Below are 20,274 nucleotides of genomic sequence, written 5' to 3' on the forward strand. Positions count from 1 at the left end.
GGAAGTGCGAGATTTTCGAGATTCCTGCGGAAAACGTGTGGGGATTCCTGAGGAAGTCTTTCACATTGGCACCATGAGCAACTAGTGTTGCTAACACATGGTTGTTTGATGGCTCAGCATCGGCACACCGCCATGTCACCAGGTGGGGCTGCCGTTCGCTTGAGCAAAGGAATAGGGAAATGTCTACGGAGGCCAACTTCTCCAAGGCCCGTTTTTTGACCGTGGCCGAAGTCGCGGAACTTATGCGGGTATCAAAGATGACTGTGTACCGTCTGGTGCATTCGGGGGAGATGCCGGCCGTGCGCTTCGGCCGCTCCTACCGCGTGCCGGAAAACGCCGTCGAACAGTACCTCAAGGGTGCCGTCGTCGACCGGAGCGACGGTCACGCCGGAACTGGCTGAACAGCCAGCGGCAACATTCACAGCGTGAATCGACTGCTTTGGGTCCCGCATGGGTCCCGCGGTCGTGGGGTGCCTCGCAGAGGCGGTACCCTGTTAAGGAACGTTTTACGTCATTGTAAGAACCTGTCAGTTGTTTCAGTCTGCTTGCTTAGCCCGCGGACCCTTCCCAACAGGCAGGTACTGCATCTAGCCGGTAAGGAACTTTCGTGGGTTCAGTTATTAAGAAGCGTCGCAAGCGTATGGCCAAGAAGAAGCACCGCAAGCTGCTTCGCAAGACGCGCCACCAGCGTCGCAATAAGAAGTAGCCATACTTCGAAATGCATGAAATGCCCGTTGCCTTCCAGGCGGCGGGCATTTTTCTTGCTCCAGCCCGGTGGGAAGATTTCGCGCCGGATTGGACGCGGGCTGCGGAATCGGACACGGGCGGGCCCGGATCCGCGACGCGCGGGTCTGAAACAAAGGCGCGGAACCGAAACCGCAGCGGAAAACCGCGGGGATCAGCGGCTGGGTCCGCGGAAGCGGGAGAACCCCCGCCACAGGCCGTAGATGGCCCCGCCGACCGTCGCGGCCTTGAATCCCAGGGTGGCGGCACGCCGGCCGGCACGGAAGTCGTAGACCGGCCAGTTGTGCTCGCGGGCGTAACGGCGCAGCTTGGAGTCGGGATTGATGGCAACGGGGTGCCCCACCATGCTCAGCAGCGGGATGTCGTTGTGGGAATCGCTGTAGGCCCAGCAGCGGCTGAGGTCCAGCCCTTGGTCGTCGGCAATTTGCTGGACTGCGACTGCTTTGGCCGGGCCGTGGAGGATTTCTCCCACGAGCCGCCCCGTGTACGAGCCGTCCAAAATCTCGCCCACCGTGCCCAGCGCCCCGGTCAGGCCCAGCCGGGCGGCAATGACGGTGGCTACCTCGATCGGCGTCGCCGTGACGAGCCAAACTTTGCGCCCCACCCGGAGATGCTGCTCCGCCAGGGCCTTGGCCCCCGGCCAGATCCGCGACTCAATCATCTCGTCGTAGACCTCTTCGCCCAGAGCTTCGATGTCCTTGGCTGTGATGCCGGCGGCCAGCGTCAGGGCGGAATCGCGGACGGCGTGGACGTCATCCATGTTTTCGCCGCGCAGGACGAACATGAATTGCTTCCAAGCGAACCCGGCGGCCTGCGGCAGGGTGAACGCGCCGCGCTGGTGAAGCTTGCGGGCGACATGGAAAAGGCTTGCGCCCTTCATGAGGGTGTTGTCGACGTCGAAAAACGCAGCCTCGCCGTGCTGCATCGATGCAGCAGGCTCACTGGCCACAATGACGTATTTCTCCTCGGGCATGCCACGAGTCTAGTCAATGACCGGGCCCCGGACCGCCCGCACGGCGCGCGACGCGACGGCGGGACGGCCCGGCCTCAGGCGGACTGCGCCGCGCGTCGACGCCGAAGCGGCGGCCGGGCTACGGTGGATGCATGGCCAAACCCGCGTCCTTCCCCGATGTCGTACTGATCACCAAAGCTGACTGCCACCTGTGCGCGGACGCGCGCGCCGCCGTCGCCCGTGTTACCGCTGCGCTCGGCATCGACTGGTCGGAGAAATCGGTGGACGACGACGCCGGGCTGCGTGAGCGCTTCGCCGAGGAGATCCCGGTGGTGCTGGTCAACGGGGTCCAGCGGGATTTCTGGAAGATCGACGAGGCCCGACTGACCCGGACCCTGCAACGGGTCCTCGACCAGCCGTCCTGACGGCGGGGTGCTTTGTTGCGTGATGCGCCGGGGCTCTAGAGTGGGAAGCACAACGCGACGCAATGGAGCAGATAGTGACTTCGCTGGATTCATCTCCCGGGGCTGTCTCCGGGGGAGCCGGGACTGCCGCCAAACAGATTCCACCCGCGGCCGTGGCCCGGCTGACCATCTATCTGCGCGCCCTGACCACACTGCTGGCTGACGGGGTTGACCGGGTCTCGTCCGAGTCGCTGGCCGAGGCCTCCGGAGTTAGCTCCTCGACGCTGCGCAAGGACCTCTCCTATGTCGGCTCCTACGGAACCCGCGGTGTCGGTTACGAGGTCCAGTACCTTAACCGACACATCGCGGCTGCGCTCGGGCTGACGCATGACTGGAAAGTCGCGATCGTCGGTGCGGGCAACCTGGGCAAGGCCCTGGCCCGGTACGGCGGATTCGAGTCGCGGGGCTTTGACATTGTGGCGATTTTCGACGCCGACCAGATGGTGGTGGGTAGCGAGGTCGGCTGGCTGCGGGTCAGCGACGCCGCTGACCTTGAGCCGGTACTGCAACGGACGGGGGCCAACATGGTGGTCCTCGCCTTGCCCGCCGCGGTGGCCCAGGGCGTCTGCGACCGGGTGATTGCCGCCGGCGTGCGGAGCATCCTCAGCTTCGCGCCGGTGATGCTGCAGGTCCCCCCGGGGGTCAATCTCCGCAAGGTCGACATGGCAACTGAACTGCAGATTCTGGCCTACCACGCACAAAGGGCGCAGGACCCGGAGGACGCCGACTAGGATCGGCCGTACCCTCCGGGTCCCGCGCCCGCTGGGCAGTTCCCTGCTGGGTGGTGCTTGGCGAAGCTACTTCCCGAAAGGGGCTCCGGGCTGTCCGTAAGGGTTGGCAAAGGTCTGCCGCTTCTGGAAGTACGGCGAGGCCGCCGGCAGGTAAAGCAGCACGATGGCCGCGATGCCGACCAGCGCCGCGAGCGTGGCGAGGCTGAGCGGGAAGATGTTGAAGATCGACAAAGCGGCGAACACGGTGCCCAGAATTCGAGCCCAGTTCTTGCCCTTGCGGATATTGAATGCGACGAGGGCGTACAGCCCGGCGCTGATCAGGGCGAACACCACGATTGTGCCGATCAGGAAACCCTTGATGGATTCGAAATCGACCCTGGTGCCGCTCGTCGCCATCTGCTGCTCGAACATGTCCCTGACGGCAGGCGTGTCCAGGGTTCCCAGTGACACCAGCATGGAGATGACCCACAGGGCTCCGGCTGCGACGATCAGCCAGAACGAAGTGTTGACCAGTTGGGGAACCGCGCCTGGAGCCTGCGGCTGTTCGGACGGGTACTGGGCGTAGGGGGACTGGCCGTAAGGGGGCTGGCCGTACTGTGGCGCCTGCGGGGCGTTCTGGCCGTAGGTCGGGGGCGTCTGCTGGCCGTACTGTGGCGTCTGCGGGGCGTTCTGGCCGTAGGTCGGGGGCGTCTGCTGGCCGTGCTGCGGCGTCTGCGGGGCGTTCTGGCCGTACGCCGGCGGCGTCTGCTGGCCGTACTGTGGCGCCTGCTGGCCGTGCTGCGGCGTCTGCGGGGCGTTCTGGCCGTACGCCGGCGGTGTCTGCTGGCCGTGCTGCGGCGTCTGCGGGGCGTTCTGGCCGTAGCCCGGAGTGGATTCCCCGCCCGGCTCGGAGCCGTTGGGCGGTGAGGGCTGGACTGGCGGGTTGCTCATGAAAGCGGTCCTTTGCGTGTCGATCACTGAATCGGCCACCGGGACCAGTGATCCTGCCCTGCCCCCAGCATGGTTTAGCTCAACCGTACCGCGGCCCGGCCGCCGTGTGGATCATTCCGGAGAGGTATTCTCAACCCTTATTCGAAGGCCGGCGCAGCTGCGGCGGGAATGCACCGCCGCCCCCACGATCCGGTGGGTTCCCCGTCGGGCGGATGGCCTAGATTCGGCCCCGGTTGGCGACAAACCAGGCCTGGGCGTTCGGCAGCCACATAAGCACGGTAGCCACCAGGCTGATGATGAAGCCCGGCAGGTTTCCGCCCGCCCGGCCGTCGGCGACGCCGGCACCGATGACTGTCAGCACCAAGGAGATGCCGACAAGAATGGTGAGGGCGAAACGGGCCCACTCCCGGCCTTCCTTCATCTTCATGGCCAGGATGATTTGAGCGGTTGCCAATGCAAGAGCCACGATGACGAGCAGCAGCACCACGAGTCCGATCGGCGGCGCGAAGGCGATCAGGACGAAGGACCCGAACAACCCGATGATTCCACCGAGGAGTCCCAGCAGTCCGCCGATAAGCCAGATCCAGTACGAGACCTTCAGCTCGGTGGGCATCGGAGCGACCTTGAACATGCCGGAGAGGCCGCCTACAGGCAGTGCATCGCTGAAGTTCCTGGGACGGTCGGTGGGCATCTCGAAGCGGAATCCGCCAGCCGGCGCCGGCTGGCCCTGGTACCCGGGAGGGGGAGCCTGATAGCCGGACTCACCCTGATACCCGGGCGGCGGTGCCTGATAACCCGGCGGGGGAGCCTGATAGCCGGGCTCACCTTGATACCCCGGCGGCGGTGACTGGTATCCGGGAGTGGGCGACGGGTTGACTGGGGGCTGCTGTGGGCCGGCTGGCGGGACGTTGCCCGACGCCGGCGGCTGGGCGCCCGGCTGCTGTGGCGGTACATCACTCGGGTTGCTCATGGCTCTCACTGTAGACCGGCGTTTCCCTGTTATCTAGGAAATCCCCAGGCCCGTCGCGAAGCCCGTCGCGGCGCCCAGCAGCGGCACAAACAACAACGCCCTGCTTCATCGCGAAGATGAAGCAGGGCGTTGGAACCGGCGGGCCGGCGTCGTCCGCCCGGGACCGGACGAAGTGACCGGCCCGCGGCGGTACTGGCTACGCTGCGGGGGCGATGAAGGCCAGTTCCAGGTTGATGGCAACCTTGTCGCTGACCAGCACGCCGCCGGCGTCGAGGACTGCGTTCCAGGTCAGGCCGAAGTCCTTGCGGCTGATGGTGGTTTCGGCGCTGAGGCCGGCGCGGGTGTTGCCGAAGGGATCGACGGCCACGCCGTTGAACTCGGTGTCGAGGGCCACGGGGCGGGTGATGCCCTTGATGGTGAGGTCGCCCTGGAGCTCGTAGGCGTCGCCCTTGGGGACGATGGTGCTGGAGACAAAGGAGATCTCCGGGAACGTCTCGACGTCGAAGAAGTCTCCGCCGCGGACGTGGCCGTCGCGGTTGGCGTCGCCGGAGTCGAAGCTTGCGGTCTTGATCGAGGCGTTGACCTTGGAGTCGGTGACGTTCTCGGTCAGGTCCAGGGTGGCTGCGGCGTCGGTGAACTGACCGCGGACCTTGCTGATGCCGGCGTGGCGGACGGTGAAGCCGATCTCGCTGTGCGACGGGTCGAGGGTCCAGATGCCGGTGGTGACGTTTGCGGGAAGTGCCATGGTGATGCTCCTTGAGTCGGGTTGGTACTGCGGTGGTTCGTCTGATCGTTAGTTGAAGCCTCATTGGTTGAACTCTCAACTAACTGCTTCACCCAGTATAAACATGCATTTGCATCTTTTATTCCAACTCCGGGGAACATTTTTCCAAACTCTTCAGTTCTACTTCCTGTAGAAGATTTCAGATCGACCGGCATCTTTGAGAAACTGGTAGACATGCCCCAAGCCACTGTTCATTTGCTCCGCCACGGCGAGGTCCACAATCCCGATGGTGTCCTGTACGGCAGGCTGCCGGAATTCCACCTCTCCGAACTCGGCCGGGAGATGGCCCGCACGCTGGCCGAACACTTCAGGGAGCGTTCCGAACAAGGGGCCCGGATCGTCCACCTCGCCGCGTCCCCGCTGACCCGCGCGCAGGAGACGGCCCAGCCGATTGCCGATGCCCTGGGCCTCGAGATTGCCACCGAAGCCCGCATCATCGAAGCCGCCAACTACTTTGAGGGCCTCCACGTCTCCAAGGCGGAGCTGCTCCGGCCCAAGCACTGGGCCCGGCTGTACAACCCGTTCCGGCCATCCTGGGGTGAGTCGTACAAGGAGCAGGCCGCGCGGGTCATCGCGGCCGTCCAGGACGCGCGCGTCCGTGCCCTCGAACTGGGCGGCAACGGGGCCGAAGCCATCCTGGTCAGCCACCAGCTGCCCATTTGGGCCACGCGGCTCAGCGCCGAAGGCCGGCCGCTGTGGCATGACCCACGCAAGCGCGAATGCACGCTGACGTCCCTCACCTCCCTGGTGTTCGACGACGCCGGCGAGCTGGTGCGCGTCGACTACAACGAGCCCGCTGCCGCCCTCCTGCCTGGTGCCGCCAGCACCCCGGGAGCCTGACGATGCCGACGAACCGCCCCGAAGGGACTCCGCTGTCCCGCCGCCGCGTCCTGACCGTCGGCGGCGCCGCGCTGGCCGCAGTGCTCGGGCTTTCCGGTTGCGCCCAGGACGATGCCCTCGCCAAGCAGGCCAAGGCCGGGGACAACAAGAACTACGTGGCCGGCGACGGGTCCGTGACCGAGTTCGCCGTCGCGGACCGCAAGAGTCCCGTGGCGCTGAAGGGGACGCTGTTCGACGGCACAGCCGTCACGTCGGCGGACTTCCCCGGCAAAGTCACGGTGCTGAACTTCTGGTTCGCCGCCTGCGCCCCCTGCCGGGTCGAGGCGCCCTCCCTCGAGGCGCTGCACCAGGAATTCAAGACCAAGGGCGTGCAGTTCTTCGGGGTCAATTTGCGCGACGAGAAAGCCACGGCCGACGCGTTCGACAAGACGTTCAACCTGACGTACCCGAGTTTCAATGACAAGGACGGCGCCGTGCTGCTGGCCGTCTCCGGACTCGTGCCGCCCGGCGCCGTGCCCACCACCCTCGTGCTGGACAAGCAGGGCCGGGTCGCCTCCCGGGTCCTGGGCGAAATCCAGCAGGGCACCCTGAAGTCCCTCATCGCCGCCGCCGTGGCCGAGTAGTCCGGTCCCCGCCGTGAACAGCCCCTTCGCCGAAGCCATCCTGAACGGATCGCTCCTGCTTGCCATTCCCGTCGCGCTGCTGGCCGGCCTCGTCTCGTTCCTCTCGCCCTGCGTCCTTCCGCTGGTGCCCGGCTACCTGGGCTACGTCACGGGACTGACCGGCGTCGACCTGCAAAAGCAACGGCGCGGGCGCATGCTGGCCGGCATCGGGCTGTTCGTCCTGGGCTTCTCCGTGATCTTCGTGCTCCTCGGCGGGGCCTTCGGGCAGCTGGGCAGCCTCATCACCGGCTCGCAGAACAGGTGGATCACCCAGCTGCTGGGCGTCATGGTGATCGTCATGGGCGTCGTGTTCATGGGCGGCTTCGGCTGGCTCCAGCGCGATGCCAAGATCCACGCCAAGCCACCGGCCGGGCTGTGGGGCGCGCCCCTGCTGGGCATCACCTTCGGGCTGGGCTGGGCACCGTGCATCGGCCCCACCTATTCCGCCGTCCAGTTGCTCAGCCTCTCCGGCGGCTCGTCGGCGGCCAAGGGGGCATTTCTGGCCTTCGTGTACAGCCTTGGGCTGGGAATCCCCTTCCTGCTGATCGCCCTGGCCGTGCGCCGCGGCATCGGGGTGATGTCCTTCTTCCGCACGCACCGGCTCGCCATCCAGCGCACCGGCGGCGGGATCCTGATCCTGCTCGGCCTCCTGATGGCCAGCGGTGTGTGGGGCACCTGGGTCTCCGGGTTGCAGTACTGGTTCCAAACCGATGTGAAATTGCCAATCTGATGAGCGAGCGCGTGAACGAAAAGAAGAAGAAGTCCTCGAAGCCCGAGGCGGTCCTGCCCTCGCTGGGCGCGTTGGGCATGCTCCGGTGGGCGTGGACGCAGCTGACCAGCATGCGCACGGCCCTGTTCCTGCTCCTGCTGCTTGCCGTCGCCGCCGTGCCCGGCTCGCTGTTCCCGCAGCGCCCGGCCAACCCGGCGATTGTCACGCAGTACATCAAGGACCACCCCGACTACGGCGCGATCCTGGACTCGCTGCAGCTCTACGACGTTTACTCCTCGGCATGGTTTTCCGCGATCTACATCCTGCTGTTCGTCTCGCTGATCGGCTGCGTGATCCCACGCGCTATCGCGCACTACAAAGCGATGCGCTCCCAGCCCCCGCGCACCCCCGCACGCCTGTCCAGGCTCCCTGAATACGGCACCCTGGTCATTCCGGCCGACGCCGGGATCCCGGCGTCGGCGGCCATCTCCGATGCCGGAGAACTGCTGAAGAAGCGCGGATACCGGGTCGACGTCCGGGACCGCGACGGCGCCCGCCCCTCTTTGGGGGCCGAGCGTGGCTTCCTGAAGGAGGTCGGCAACCTCGTCTTCCACACCTCGCTGATCGGAGTGCTGGTCTCGGTGGCGGCCGGCGGCCTCTTCGGCTACAGCGGGCAGCGGATCCTGGTGGAGGGCGACACGTTCGTCAACACCCTCGTCGGCTACGACCAATTCACGCCCGGCACCAACTTCCAGAGCAGCCAGCTCCAGCCGTATTCGGTCCAGCTGGACAAGTTCGACATCACCTTCGACCGCGAATCGCAGGGCAAGTTCGGCCAGCCCATCGACTTCACGGCCGCCGTGACCACGAAGGAAAACCCGGACGCACCCGCCAAGCAGGAAGTGCTCAAGGTCAACGACCCGCTCAGCCTCGGCGGCACCAGCGTGTACCTCACGGGTAACGGCTACGCTCCCGTGGTCACCATCCGCGACGGCGCCGGAAATATTGCCATGCAGGGGCCAGTGGTCGCCAAGCTCCAGGGCGAGAACTACTACTCCTCCGTGGTCATCAAGGTCCCGGACGCCAAGCCGGAACAGCTCGCCTTCGCCGGGTTCTTCCTGCCGACGGCGTTTGTCACCGACCAGGGGGTGTCCTTCAGCGGTGATCCGGAGCTCATCAACCCGCAGCTGACCCTGAACTCCTACTTCGGCGACCTCGGCCTGGACGCCGGCTCCCCGCAGAACGTCTTCGAGCTCGACGTCAAGAAACTGACGCCGCTCAATGCCCGCAACCTGGACACCAAGGGCATCGTCCTGGCGCCCGGGAGCAGCTACACGCTGCCGAACGGCAAGGGTTCCATCAGCTTCGACGGCGTCAAGCGCTACATCGGCGTGGACATCCACCACAACCCCGGCCAGCTTTACGCCCTGATCTTCGCGCTCCTGGCCGTGGCCGGGCTGGTGACCTCGCTCTACGTCAACCGCCGCCGCGTCTGGGTCCGCACCGGCACCCACGAGGACGGCCGCACCATGGTGGAGTACGGTCTCCTGGCCCGCGGTGAAGACCACCGCCTTGCCGGGGAGGCCGCAGCCATCCGCAAACTCCTTTCCGACGAATGGCTATTGGGCGAGGACGCCACGATCGGTTCCCAGCCCGCTCCCAGCACAACGGCGGATAATGACCGGGCGGATTCCGCCGCGAACGGCGCCGGCAGCACACACGCCACCGAAGAACAACCCGCAGAAGACTTCATCCAGTCAACAGCCGGCTCTTCCGAGTCGAAGAAGGATCAGTAATGTTGTTCTCGATCAACGAAACCATGGGCCAGTACAGCGAGCTCTTCATGCTGCTGGCCGCAGGCACGTACACGGTGGCGTTCATCGCCTTCGCCTGGGACCTGGCCAAGAGCAGCAAGATGCTGCGCGCGGTGGACCTGAAGGCCGCGGAACTCGCCGCGCAGGCGACGACAACCGAGGCAGCGCGCATGCCCGTCGGCGTCGGTGCGGGGACCGCCGGAGGCGACGTTGACCGCTCCGATGCGGACGTCAGCGGCCCGGCAGGCCGTGCCGAGCGTCCGACGTCGGCCGTCTCCGGGCGCGGCACCGCGGCAGGTGCGGGCCAGACCGCCGACGGCAGCATGCGCTACGGCGGCGAGCGGCGTGCCCCCGCGCGGGTGGCCGTCGCGCTGACCGTCCTCGGCGCTGCGATCCATGCGGCCGGTGTGATCACCCGCGCCCTCGGTGCAGGCCGGGTGCCGTGGGGCAACATGTACGAATTCCTCACCACCGGCGCATTCGTGGCCGTGGCAGTCTTCCTCCTCGTGCTGATCCGCCGTGACCTGCGCTTCCTGGGCACGTTCGTGATCGGCCTGGCCATCATCATGCTGGTTGCGGCCTCCATCGCCTTCTGGACGCCCGTGGGCCACCTCGTACCGGCGCTGCAGAGCTACTGGCTGATCATCCACGTTTCCATCGCGGTGATGTCCTCGGCGCTGTTCACCCTGACTTTCGCGATGTCCGCGCTGCAGCTCGTGCAGTCGCACCGGCAGAAGACCATCGCGGCCGGCGGTGCCGACAAGCTCGGGTTCATGCGCCTGGTCCCGAACGCCCTGAGCCTGGAGAACCTGTCCTACCGCATCAACGCCATCGCGTTCGTCGGCTGGACGTTCACGCTCATGTTCGGCGCCATCTGGGCCGAGAAGGCCTGGGGCCGCTTCTGGGGCTGGGACACCAAGGAAGTCTGGACCTTCGTGATCTGGGTGGTCTACGCCGGATACCTGCACGCCCGCGCCACCCGCGGCTGGACCGGAACCCGTGCCGCCTGGCTGTCGATCGTCGGCTACCTGTGCGTGGTCTTCAACTTCACGATCGTGAACCAGTTCTTCAACGGCCTGCACTCCTACTCGGGTCTGTAAGCCGCACCCCAGTCCACGATTCGCCACAGATGGCCGCTAAGCCGATGCGCTTGGCGGCCATTCGTGTCAGATGAGTGCGGTTGGGGTGGCGTGGCGTGGCGGGCACTGCGTTGGGGTGGCGCGGCGTGGCGGGCACTGCGTTGGGGTGGCGCGGCGTGGCGGGCACTGCGTTGGGGTGGCGCGGCGGGCACTGCGTTGCGTGGGCTTCGGCCCCGGGCCTTTGGACCCCGGGGCGGGTTCTTTCCGGGGCTGGCTCGAACTCCATCGATTTGCCGCAGATGGGCGCTATGCAACCGTGCTTAGCGGCCATTCGTGCCAAGTGAGTGCGCTGTGGGGCGGGCACGTTGACGTTGCCCCGGCTTCGGCCCCGGGCCTTTGGAGCCGGGGGCGGGTTCTTCCGGGCTGCGGCTGGCCCGAACTCCATCTATTTGCCGCAGATGGCCGCTATGCAACCGTGCTTAGCGGCCATTCGTGTCAAGTGAGTGCTCTGTGGGGCGGGCACGTTGGCGTCGCCCCGGCTTCGGCCGCGGACCTTTGGACCCGGGGGGCGGGTTCTTTCCGGGGCTCCGCCAGCACTCTCTCCATCGATTCGTCGCAGATGGCCGCTATGCCACCGTGCTTAGCGGTCATTCGTGCCAAGTGAGTGCTCCGTGGGGCGGGCACGTTGACGTTGCCCCGGCTTCGGCCCCGGGCCTTCGGAACCGGGGCGTGTGGTTTGCCCGAGTGCGCTTGAACTTCGTCCCGGTGCTTCCAGGGGCTCCGCCAGCACTCTCTCCATCGATTCGCCGCGGATGGCCGCTATGCCACCGTGCTTAGCGGTCATTCGTGTCAAGTGAGTGCTCCGTGGGGCGGGCACGTTGACGTTGCCCCGGCTTCGGCCCCGGGCCGGGCGTCCAGCCGCGCTCCGTCAGCGCCGCGCGCACGCGGGTAACCGCGGCCGGCTCCATCCCAGGGGCGAACGGGGTCAAGTCCCATTGGGTCAATACGACGACGCGCCACCCGGCATCCCTGGCGTTCTCATCCCGAGAGATGTCGCTGCGACGCTGGGCCGGACTGGCGTGATGCCCGCCGTCGTACTGAATCGCGATCTTTTCTTGCTCGTAGGAGAGGTCCGGGTCTTGGATCCAACCGCCGGTCTCGTTGAACATGGGGACGTTGATCCCCGGTTCGGGCAGGCCATGTCGAATCAGAAGTAGCCGGAGTTCGGTCTCTTTGGGGGAGTCCGTGTCGGCGCGTATCAGGGAGCGGGCACGCATAGCGCTCCGGTAGCCCGCCCTGCCTTGCTTCCCGGCGAGGAATGCGTCCAGCTCATCGATGGTGGTCAGTGGATTTCTCCGCCGCAACAGGAAGTCCCCGGCAATCACCAATTCATCGAGGCTCAGGATGCCGGCGAGATCGAACCACGTCCGCAGCGGGGAGGTGCAGCTCACCCTGGCCCCGGGCACGATCTCCCCCGGTTCAAGTGACTGCTGATGGCCCACCACATTCTTATGCCGCACAGCCCGATGGCCCGGCCGACTCGTCAGATGGACGACAGCCAGATTCTCCAAGGCCTGCGGCAGAGGAAAACCCCACAGCACTGCCGCAGACAGATGACTCACGATTGCGCCCGTCACGGCCGTCAGGGCATGCACGCGTTCCAGCAAACTATCTGGGGTGGCGGCGGTGGCGCGCACTCCGTAACAGGGGCTGACGAGATCCCGGGCCCGGGTCCGGCGTCGGCCCAGCCCGGCACTGCGGGCCTCGGCCACGGTGAAGGGCCGGTTTCGAAGATGTGGGGGAAGCTCACTGGGCTGGCGCATACGAGCATTCTGCGCCGACGCCGAGAGTGCTCGGAGGTTATCCACAGAGCGGGCAGGGTGTGGGGGAGGAGTGGACCGTGGAAGCTGCAGGCGCGGGCGCGGATGAGCGGCGGCCGTTTGCCGGGGATGGCCGCTTTGAGGCGGGGATTCCGGCCATCTGGGGCGAATGGCCGCAGTTAGGATGCCCGGTGGTGGGGGATGGCCGAAGACGTACGGGACGCCTGGGCCCGGTGCGGGGACACACTTGGCAAGCTGCAGTCGCGGATGAGCGGCGGCCGTTTGCCGGAGATGGCCGCTTTGAGGCGGGGATTCCGGCCATCTGGGGCGAATGGCCGCAGTTAGGATGCCCGGTGGTGGTGGGGATGGCCGAAGACGTACGGGACGCCTGGGCCCGGTGCGGGGACACACTTGGCCAGCTGCAGGCGCGGGCGGCGGATGAGCGGCGGCCGTTTGCCGGAGATGGCCGCTTTGAGGCGGGGATTCCGGCCATCTGGGGCGAAAGGCCGCAGTTAGGAAAGCCGGAAAGGTGCTATTTGACTTCGTCGGTGCCTGGCGTTCCGGCGTCACCGGGTTCATGGGCATCGCCGGCGCCCTCCGGGCCGCCGGCCTCCGCGCTGCCGGCGTCGGGCTTGCGATCCTTGGCGTCGAGTTCTTCCTTGAGCTTCTTGAGCCTCTCGGCCTCGGCCTGGTGGCGGCGGCGGATTTCAAGGTTGCGGAGGAATTCGGGGTCGTCGTCGGGCGCTACCGGGTGGCTGTAGGGGACCGGTGCGGTGTCCGTGGCGCGGGGGCGCCCAAGGAGGAACCACAGGGTGGCGCCGACCACGGGGAGGAGAATCTGCACGAAGATCCAGGCGGTCTTGGAGATGCCCCTGGTCAGCCGCGCGTCAGTGCGGATGAGGTCGACCAGTCCATAGACAAATACGGCCAATATGACGATCGGAACCACTACACGGAGCATACCTTCAGTCTAGCCGTCGGGCGCCTCGACGGCGCAGGTCACTGTGGCCCGGTGCAGGCCGCCGGCGCCGCAGCGGCGGGGAGCAAGGTGGCCGAAGCAGCCCCGCTGTCCTGGCGGCTAAACTTGAGGGGTGGCATTCCTCAAATACACCCTGATTCGGCTGGCGCTGTTTGCGCCCTTGTTTGCGCTCTTCCTCTACCTGCAGCTGGGGGTGCTCCTGGCTGCCCTGTGCGCCGGGATGATGTCCTTCGCCATCAGCTTCCTGTTCTTCCAGAGGCAGCGCGACGCGGCCACGGCGACGCTCCACCACCGGTTCTCGGGTAAGGCCAAGCCGATGCGCAGCGCCGGCGAGGTGGCTGACGCCGAGGCCGAAGACCGCCTCGTGGACGCGAACCCCGACATTGCAGTCCGCACGGACAACCGCCCCAAGGATTCCCAGCAGCCAGGGTCCTGAGCCCCGGCCGTCATTTCAAGCAGTCCTTGAAAAGTCGCGGCTCGAAGCCGCGGCTCAGAGCCCCCGGCTTAGAACCCGTGGCTGAGGACGAGTCCGATTGAAAACAGCGCGGCGAAGCCGAGGTTGATCAGTCCGGTCTGCTTCAGGACGGGGATGAGGCTCTTTCGGCGCCGCCCGGCGATCATCAGCCAGGACGGCATGAGGCTGGCGGGGATCAGCAGCAGCACGATCAGCATCCACGGCCGAGCGGGGGCCAGGACGATGACCAGCAGGATCGCGACGGCGAGCATCAGCACGTAGCTTTCGCGTGCGTGCTTGTCCCCGAGCCGGACGGCCAGGGTTTTCTTTCCCGCCTTTCTGTCGGTCGGGATGTCGCGGACGTTGTTGGCCATCAGCAGCGCACACGCGATCAGCCCGGTGCCGATCGCCCCGATGATGGCGGCGAGGCTGAGCTGCCCCGCCTGCGTGTACGTGGTGCCAAGCGTTGCGACGAGCCCGAAGAACACAAACACGAAGACGTCGCCCAGGCCGAGGTATCCGTACGGGTTCTTGCCCCCCGTGTAGCCCCAGGCGGCCAGCACGCAGCCGAGGCCGACCAGGATGAGCCACCAGGCCTGCGTGATGATCACAAGGATCAGGCCGAACAGCATCGCCAGCCCGAACGCCGCGAACGCGGCCCGTTTGACGTGCTCCGGACTCGCGGTCCCCGAGCCCACCAGCCGGAGGGGACCCACCCGGTCCTCATCCGTGCCGCGGATGCCGTCCGAGTAGTCGTTGGCGTAGTTGACGCCGATCTGCAGGAGCAGGGCGACCAGGGCCGCCAGCACGGCGTTCAGCAGGATGAACGAATCCATCTCGTAGGCGGCTGCGCTGCCGATCAGCACCGGTGCGATTGCAGCCGGCAGGGTGCGCAGTCGGGCGCCTTGGATCCATTGTGCGGCTGTGGCCACGGTCAGTACCTCGTTGATTGGTTGAATACTCGTTGGTTGGTTGAATAGCCAGCGGCTTGTCTATTTTCCCTGATGGAGCGCATCCAGCAGGACCGTCATGCCCAGGCGGTCCGGTTTGCCGTTGGGCAGCATGAGCAGTTCCGCCGCGGGCAGGACCGTCTTCGGGGCCAGCGCGCCCAGCGCGGGTCCCCAGGTTTCGTTCCGGCGGGCGGCGAACGCCGCCATGCCTTCCGGGGAACTGTCGCCCATGGCGACGTACGCAGCCAGGGCGTGGCCCCACTCGGCAGAGGGCACCCCGGCGACAAAAGCCGCCCGCACGCCGTCGAGCTTTTCCAGCTCAGCCTGGACATAGGCGGCGGAAACCTTGACGCCGCCGGTGATGACGACGTCGTCGGCCCGGCCGAGAACGGTGAGCCGGCCGTCAGCGTCCAGTTCACCGAGGTCATTGGTCCGGTACCAGCGGATGCCGTCCTCTTCGATGAACGTCGCTGCCGAGAGCTCGGGGGCCTGAAGATACCCGGCGGCGACGGTTGCCCCGCCCAGCAGGATGCGGCCGTCGTTCTCCACGCGGACCAGGACGTCTTCGAGCGGGAAACCGTCGTACACGCAGCCGCCGCAGGTCTCGGACGAACCGTAGGTGGTCACCACGCGCACTCCGGCGTCCCGGGCCGCGGCGAGCAGCTCCGCAGGTGCGGGGCCGCCGCCGAGCAGGATGGCGTTGAAGCGCCGCAGCACCGCCAGCGTCTCGCCTGAGGGTGCGTCCAGCAGCCTCTGAAGCTGGGTGGGTACCAGCGAGGTGAAACGGATCTTGTCCGTGAGCTCCAGCGCCGCGGCGGTGAAGGCCTCCGGCGTAAAACCGCCGGACAGATCCATGACCCACGGTCGGGTCCCGGCAAAGAGCGAGCGGACCAGCACCTGTACCCCGGCCACGTACTGGACGGGGAGGGCCAGCAGCCACTGGCCTTCGCCCTTGAGCGCAAAGGCGGTCGCCACGGACGAGGCCGCCAGGGCCTCGACGGTGAGGACGGTCGCCTTCGGCGCGCCGGTGGACCCGGAGGTCCGCACCACGACGGCCGCGTCCTCGATGCCGGCCGTGTCAGGGAATCCCAGCACCGGTGAGCCGTCCGGCCCGGCGGAGAGTTCGACGGCGGGACCCTCGCCGTGGAGGGCAGCAGCCAGCGCCTTGAGCGCGGGTTCGATGTTCATGGCTCCGGAAGTCACAATGCGCCTTAGAAGTAGTACGGGAACGCGGACCAGTCGGGATCGCGCTTCTCGAGGAAGGCCTCCTTGCCCTCCACGGCCTCGTCGGTCATGTAGGCCAGGCGCGTCGCCTCGCCGGCGAAGACCTGCTGGCCGGCCAGGCCGTCGTCCGCCAGGTTGAACGCGAACTTGAGCATGCGGATGGCCTGCGGGGACTGCCGGGCAATGTCCGCGGCGTACTCCAGGGCGACCTCCTCAAGGCGTCCGTGGTCCACGGCCTCGTTCACGGCGCCCATCCTGACCATGTCCTCGGCGGAATATTCGCGGGCCAGGAAGAAGATTTCCCGGGCGGCCTTCTGGCCGATCTGGCGGGCCAGGAGGGCCGAGCCGTAGCCGGCGTCGAAACTGCCCACGGTGGCGTCGGTCTGCTTGAACTTTCCGTGCTCGCGGGAGGCGATGGTGAGGTCCGAGACGACGTGCAGGGAGTGCCCGCCGCCGGCTGCCCAGCCGTTGACGACGGCGATGACCACCTTGGGCATGGTGCGCATGAGCCGCTGGACTTCCAGGATGTGCAGCCGGCCGGCGCGGGCGGGGTCGATGGTCTCCGTCGTTTCCCCGTTGGCGTACCGGTAACCGTCACGGCCGCGGATCCGCTGGTCCCCGCCGGAGCAGAACGAATGGCCGCCGTCCTTGGCGGAGGGGCCGTTTCCGGTGAGCAGCACGGTGGCCACGTCCGGGGTCATCCGGGCGTGGTCCATGGCGCGGTAGAGCTCGTCCACCGTGCCCGGCCTGAAGGCATTGCGGACCTCGGGGCGGTCGAAGGCGATGCGCACGGTGGGCAGGTCCCGGACCACGGAGCCGTCCGCCCCACGCTCCACCTGCCGGTGATAGGTCATGTCCTGGAAGTCGTCGAAACCGGACACGGTGCGCCACCGGGTGGGGTCAAAGACGTCGGATACCTTGGCGGGGATTTCGTTGCTCACAGTCCGAGTCTAGTAATCGCGTCAGCTGATGCAGAACTCGTTGCCTTCCGGGTCCGCCATGGTGTGCCAGGAATGCGGTCCCTGGCTGGCGGTCCAGAGGAATGTGGCGCCGCGCGCTTCAAGGGCGGCCCGCACGGCATCCTTGTCCGCGCCCGCGAGCCTCACGTCCCAGTGGACCCGGTTCTTGACGGTTTTTTCTTCCGGGACGATCTGGAACAGAATGCGCCGGGCGGGCGATTTGGCGTCGAGTTCGTCGGGCGGGCGGATGGCGGCGCCCTCGCGCCACACGAGCTTGCCATGGTGCATCGTGGTGTCCGCCTCGGTAGCGAAGCCCTGATCGATCATGGAGTGGATGAAAACCTCATCCTGTGGCTCAACCGCCCATTCCAGTGTTTCAGCCCACCAGTCGGCGAGCTCGTGCGGGTTTTTGCAGTCCACAGCGATCTGGATGTTCAGTGTCATGGAAAGAACCTACGACGTCGGCGCCCGCGCCGGAAGCCCGGACCGGCATATCTCCCGCTGTTTCCAAACAACGCGGGGCTACGCACGAACCCGCCGTGCCCCACACGGGCCGCAAGTGACCCGCGTTGTTTTGGCTAGCCCTGCACCTGCTGCAGCTGTTCGAGGACTTCCGGCGGAATCGCGTAAATGAAGATGACCGCGAGGAGGTTTTTGGAGGCGTGGACGAAGTAGGAGAACATCACGTTCTTCCCGGTCCAGACATACACGAACACCAGGACGGCGCCCATGGCGAGGTAGGGCATCAGCACCTGCAGGGTCATTTGTTCCTGGCCCACGATGTGCAGGGCCCCGAAGAGGACCACGGACAGGACACAGCAGACCCAGAGGTTGACCCGGCGGCTCAGTTTGCCGATCAGCAGATGGCGGAAAATGTATTCCTCGACGAACGGTCCCACCATCACCAGCAGGGGCACCATGAGCCAGACCGGGACCTGCTGCATGAGCGCCTGGAGCCCGGCCTGATTGGCGGAGGTCTGCACCGGCCCGCTGACCGCCACGAGAACCGCGGTGAGGGTAAGCATCACCACGACGGCCAGCGGCACCATGAGCGCCGTGAACCAGGGCCGTGTGGCCAGGACGCGGAGGTCCCGGACGGCAACGCGCCGCGCGGCGGTCAGGGCAAGGATGCCGATAGTGGCGTAAAAGATCAGGTTGACCGCGTAGGACGCCACCGCAGGATTGGGCGATATCTGCAGCAGCAGCGGCGCCAACAGCCCGCCCGCCACGGCGAACAATCCGGCCACAGCAACATAGAGCCCAACGGTGACGAAATCGAGCCGGGAGAACCGGTAAAGTTCCGGCTGCGGCGCGGGTGGTGTGCGGAGAGCTGTGCCCATGTCCCCAGCCTAGCGCCGCGGCAAGGTTGCGCAGTCACGTACAATATTCGGCATGCCTAAATTTTCGTTTCGGTGCGCCAAAGTTGTCCGCCGATCCCGTCCCGTTCGCGCCGCCGGAGCCGCCGTCGCTGCCGTTCTTCTCTGCCTGTCCCTGGCCGCGTGCGGAGGTGCCGGCCAGGGCCAGGGTTCCGGGGGCGGGAAGCCCGTAGTCTTGACCACCTTCACCGTCCTTGCCGACGTGGCCCAGAACGTGGCGGGGGACAAGCTGCAGGTCGAATCCATCACCAAGGCCGGCGCTGAGATCCACGGCTACGAGCCCACCCCCGGCGATATCCGCAAGGCAGCCAAGGCGGACCTGATCCTGGACAACGGCCTGAACCTTGAAGCGTGGTTTGCCCAGTTCGTTGAAGGCCTGGACGTTCCGCACGCCGTGGTGAGCGAAGGCGTGGAGGTGATGTCCATCAGCGAAGACTCCTACCAGGGCAAACCGAACCCGCACGCGTGGATGTCGCCGGTCAACGTGCAGATCTATGTGGACAACATGGTGAAGGCGTTCTCGAAGCTCGACCCGGACAACGCTGCGGTCTTTGAGGCGAACGGCGCGGCCTACAAGGCCAAGCTCCAGTCGGTGAAGGATGAAATGGTCCAGAAGCTGGCGACTGTCCCCGAGGCGCAGCGGGCCCTCGTGACGTGCGAGGGCGCGTTCTCTTACCTGGCGCGCGACGCCGGCCTCCGGGAGGTCTACATCTGGGCCGTCAACGCCGAACAGCAGGCCACCCCGCAACAGATCACCAAGGCGATCGAATTCGTGAAGGCCAACAAGGTCCCCGCCGTCTTCTGCGAGTCCACGGTGTCGGACGCACCGATGCGCCAGGTGGAGGGAGCCACGGGTTCGAGGTTCGGCGGGGTGCTGTACGTGGATTCGCTCTCCGAATCGGACGGGCCCGTCCCCACGTACCTGGACCTCATCCGGCACGACTCCAAGATCATCACCGAGGGCCTGACAGGAGCGGCATCATGAGCAATCCGGCGATTCTGGTGGAAAACGTCACCGTCCACTACGGCGAGGTCCTGGCGCTCGACGCCGCGTCGCTGTCCCTTGACACTGCCCGGATCTGCGGCCTGGTGGGCATGAACGGCTCCGGCAAATCCACGCTGTTCAAGGCGATCATGGGAATGATCAAGCCCGACGCCGGCCGCGTCCTCATCAACGGTGAACCGCCCGCCAAGGCGCGCAAGGCCGGCGGGATCGGCTATGTCCCGCAGAGCGAGGACGTGGACTGGCAGTTCCCGCTGTCCGTCCGCGACGTGGTGATGATGGGCCGCTACGGGCACCAGGGGTTCACCCGCCGCGCTTCCAAGGCGGACCGCGCCGCCGTCGACCTCGCCCTGGACCGGGTGGAACTCTCCGAGTTCGCCGGCCGGCAGATCGGCCAGCTTTCGGGCGGGCAGAAGAAGCGTGCCTTCGTGGCCCGGGGAATCGCCCAGGGAGCCACCATGATGCTCCTGGACGAGCCGTTCGCCGGCGTCGACAAGCGCTCCGAGGCGACCATCACGCGCCTGCTCAAGGAGCTCGCCTCGGACGGCTGCACCATCCTGATCTCAACCCATGACCTTCATGCCCTGCCGCAACTATGCGACGAAGCCGTGCTCCTGATGCGCAAAGTCCTCATGCACGGCCCGCCCGAGGTCGTCCTGCAACCCGAGCACCTGGCCATGGCATTCGGCCTCGACGTGCTCAACCGCGACCTCCCCGGCGCGGCCGACCCCGACGACGGTCTCACCGCCCCGGATCCCGCTGACCGGCAACTCACTGACCCGGATCTCCCGTACGGGGCCGCATCGAAACCACAGGGCAGGAGCTGACCC

General features: G+C 66.6%; 23 protein-coding genes. 12 read left to right on the plus strand and 11 right to left on the minus strand.

Annotated elements, in window-relative coordinates; translation table 11 throughout:
* Positions 1-179: 179 nt before the first annotated feature.
* On the plus strand, positions 180-401 hold the full coding sequence (locus MRBLAR12_RS08100; RefSeq protein WP_090574680.1) for a helix-turn-helix domain-containing protein: 222 nt from the start codon (positions 180-182) through the stop codon (positions 399-401).
* A 206-nt stretch (positions 402-607) separates the two neighbouring features.
* Complete coding sequence (locus MRBLAR12_RS08105) at positions 608-706, plus strand: 30S ribosomal protein bS22 (protein ID WP_003792170.1); 99 nt, start codon at positions 608-610, stop codon at positions 704-706.
* A 192-nt stretch (positions 707-898) separates the two neighbouring features.
* Here MRBLAR12_RS08105 and MRBLAR12_RS08110 read toward each other — a convergent pair whose 3' ends face one another.
* On the minus strand, positions 899-1,717 hold the full coding sequence (locus MRBLAR12_RS08110; protein WP_229993728.1) for an HAD family hydrolase: 819 nt from the start codon (positions 1,715-1,717) through the stop codon (positions 899-901).
* Between the two features lie 131 nt (positions 1,718-1,848).
* Here MRBLAR12_RS08110 and MRBLAR12_RS08115 point away from each other — a divergent pair, with 131 nt between their 5' ends.
* Entirely contained in the window at positions 1,849-2,121 is a 273-nt protein-coding gene (locus MRBLAR12_RS08115; protein WP_229993729.1) for a glutaredoxin family protein, read from the plus strand.
* A 74-nt stretch (positions 2,122-2,195) separates the two neighbouring features.
* The gene (locus tag MRBLAR12_RS08120) at positions 2,196-2,891 is read left to right on the plus strand and encodes a redox-sensing transcriptional repressor Rex (RefSeq protein WP_364744999.1); all 696 of its coding nucleotides are present in this window, start codon (positions 2,196-2,198) and stop codon (positions 2,889-2,891) included.
* A 66-nt stretch (positions 2,892-2,957) separates the two neighbouring features.
* Here the strand turns inward: MRBLAR12_RS08120 and MRBLAR12_RS08125 are convergent, their stop codons facing one another.
* The 3 genes from MRBLAR12_RS08125 to MRBLAR12_RS08135 all read right to left on the minus strand — a co-directional run bounded on the left by MRBLAR12_RS08125 (position 2,958) and on the right by MRBLAR12_RS08135 (position 5,536).
* Positions 2,958-3,821: a Yip1 family protein gene (locus MRBLAR12_RS08125; RefSeq protein ID WP_364745002.1), complete on the minus strand. Its 864-nt coding sequence runs from the start codon at positions 3,819-3,821 to the stop codon at positions 2,958-2,960.
* Positions 3,822-4,038: 217 nt separating this feature from the next.
* Complete coding sequence (locus tag MRBLAR12_RS08130) at positions 4,039-4,791, minus strand: hypothetical protein (protein WP_364745005.1); 753 nt, start codon at positions 4,789-4,791, stop codon at positions 4,039-4,041.
* A gap of 196 nt (positions 4,792-4,987) precedes the next feature.
* Complete coding sequence (locus tag MRBLAR12_RS08135; protein ID WP_364745008.1) at positions 4,988-5,536, minus strand: YceI family protein; 549 nt, start codon at positions 5,534-5,536, stop codon at positions 4,988-4,990.
* Between the two features lie 213 nt (positions 5,537-5,749).
* Here MRBLAR12_RS08135 and MRBLAR12_RS08140 point away from each other — a divergent pair, with 213 nt between their 5' ends.
* The 5 genes from MRBLAR12_RS08140 to ccsB are packed head-to-tail and all read left to right on the plus strand — an operon-like array spanning position 5,750 to position 10,700.
* Positions 5,750-6,415, plus strand: a complete 666-nt coding sequence (locus MRBLAR12_RS08140; RefSeq protein ID WP_364745011.1) for a histidine phosphatase family protein — start codon at positions 5,750-5,752, stop codon at positions 6,413-6,415.
* Positions 6,416-6,417: 2 nt separating this feature from the next.
* On the plus strand, positions 6,418-7,038 hold the full coding sequence (locus MRBLAR12_RS08145; protein WP_229993736.1) for a TlpA family protein disulfide reductase: 621 nt from the start codon (positions 6,418-6,420) through the stop codon (positions 7,036-7,038).
* A 13-nt stretch (positions 7,039-7,051) separates the two neighbouring features.
* The gene (locus MRBLAR12_RS08150) at positions 7,052-7,807 is read left to right on the plus strand and encodes a cytochrome c biogenesis CcdA family protein (RefSeq protein WP_229993737.1); all 756 of its coding nucleotides are present in this window, start codon (positions 7,052-7,054) and stop codon (positions 7,805-7,807) included.
* Entirely contained in the window at positions 7,807-9,582 is a 1,776-nt protein-coding gene (resB, locus tag MRBLAR12_RS08155; RefSeq protein WP_364745014.1) for a cytochrome c biogenesis protein ResB, read from the plus strand. The genes MRBLAR12_RS08150 and resB overlap by 1 nt, the downstream gene beginning before the upstream one ends.
* Positions 9,582-10,700 (plus strand): c-type cytochrome biogenesis protein CcsB, encoded by a 1,119-nt coding sequence (ccsB, locus tag MRBLAR12_RS08160; protein ID WP_364745017.1) that lies wholly within the window; start codon positions 9,582-9,584, stop codon positions 10,698-10,700. The genes resB and ccsB overlap by 1 nt, the downstream gene beginning before the upstream one ends.
* 812 nt (positions 10,701-11,512) lie before the next feature.
* Here ccsB and MRBLAR12_RS08165 read toward each other — a convergent pair.
* Both MRBLAR12_RS08165 and MRBLAR12_RS08170 read right to left on the minus strand, forming a co-directional pair.
* Positions 11,513-12,376, minus strand: a complete 864-nt coding sequence (locus MRBLAR12_RS08165) for a hypothetical protein (RefSeq protein WP_364745019.1) — start codon at positions 12,374-12,376, stop codon at positions 11,513-11,515.
* A gap of 655 nt (positions 12,377-13,031) precedes the next feature.
* A complete protein-coding gene (locus MRBLAR12_RS08170) occupies positions 13,032-13,460 on the minus strand; it encodes a PLD nuclease N-terminal domain-containing protein (protein WP_364745022.1) in 429 nt (142 codons plus the stop codon).
* A 130-nt stretch (positions 13,461-13,590) separates the two neighbouring features.
* Here MRBLAR12_RS08170 and MRBLAR12_RS08175 point away from each other — a divergent pair, with 130 nt between their 5' ends.
* The gene (locus MRBLAR12_RS08175) at positions 13,591-13,914 is read left to right on the plus strand and encodes a DUF4229 domain-containing protein (RefSeq protein WP_364745025.1); all 324 of its coding nucleotides are present in this window, start codon (positions 13,591-13,593) and stop codon (positions 13,912-13,914) included.
* Positions 13,915-13,982: 68 nt separating this feature from the next.
* Here MRBLAR12_RS08175 and MRBLAR12_RS08180 read toward each other — a convergent pair whose 3' ends face one another.
* The 5 genes from MRBLAR12_RS08180 to MRBLAR12_RS08200 all read right to left on the minus strand — a co-directional run bounded on the left by MRBLAR12_RS08180 (position 13,983) and on the right by MRBLAR12_RS08200 (position 18,405).
* Complete coding sequence (locus MRBLAR12_RS08180; RefSeq protein WP_364745026.1) at positions 13,983-14,864, minus strand: 1,4-dihydroxy-2-naphthoate polyprenyltransferase; 882 nt, start codon at positions 14,862-14,864, stop codon at positions 13,983-13,985.
* A gap of 60 nt (positions 14,865-14,924) precedes the next feature.
* Positions 14,925-16,070, minus strand: coding sequence for an AMP-binding protein (locus MRBLAR12_RS08185; protein ID WP_364745957.1), 1,146 nt, complete (start codon positions 16,068-16,070; stop codon positions 14,925-14,927).
* A 23-nt stretch (positions 16,071-16,093) separates the two neighbouring features.
* Positions 16,094-17,047: a 1,4-dihydroxy-2-naphthoyl-CoA synthase gene (locus tag MRBLAR12_RS08190; RefSeq protein ID WP_364745029.1), complete on the minus strand. Its 954-nt coding sequence runs from the start codon at positions 17,045-17,047 to the stop codon at positions 16,094-16,096.
* 21 nt (positions 17,048-17,068) lie between these two features.
* Entirely contained in the window at positions 17,069-17,509 is a 441-nt protein-coding gene (locus MRBLAR12_RS08195; protein WP_364745032.1) for a VOC family protein, read from the minus strand.
* Positions 17,510-17,643: 134 nt separating this feature from the next.
* Entirely contained in the window at positions 17,644-18,405 is a 762-nt protein-coding gene (locus MRBLAR12_RS08200) for a CPBP family intramembrane glutamic endopeptidase (RefSeq protein ID WP_364745034.1), read from the minus strand.
* A gap of 52 nt (positions 18,406-18,457) precedes the next feature.
* Between MRBLAR12_RS08200 and MRBLAR12_RS08205 the strand changes: the two genes are divergently transcribed.
* Entirely contained in the window at positions 18,458-19,426 is a 969-nt protein-coding gene (locus MRBLAR12_RS08205; protein ID WP_364745037.1) for a metal ABC transporter substrate-binding protein, read from the plus strand.
* Positions 19,423-20,271 (plus strand): metal ABC transporter ATP-binding protein, encoded by an 849-nt coding sequence (locus tag MRBLAR12_RS08210; protein ID WP_364745039.1) that lies wholly within the window; start codon positions 19,423-19,425, stop codon positions 20,269-20,271. Before MRBLAR12_RS08205 ends, MRBLAR12_RS08210 begins: the two co-directional genes overlap by 4 nt.
* Positions 20,272-20,274: the final 3 nt, after the last annotated feature.

This window comes from Arthrobacter sp. LAR12-1-1.1 (genome assembly GCF_040676555.1).
Taxonomy (GTDB): domain Bacteria; phylum Actinomycetota; class Actinomycetes; order Actinomycetales; family Micrococcaceae; genus Arthrobacter.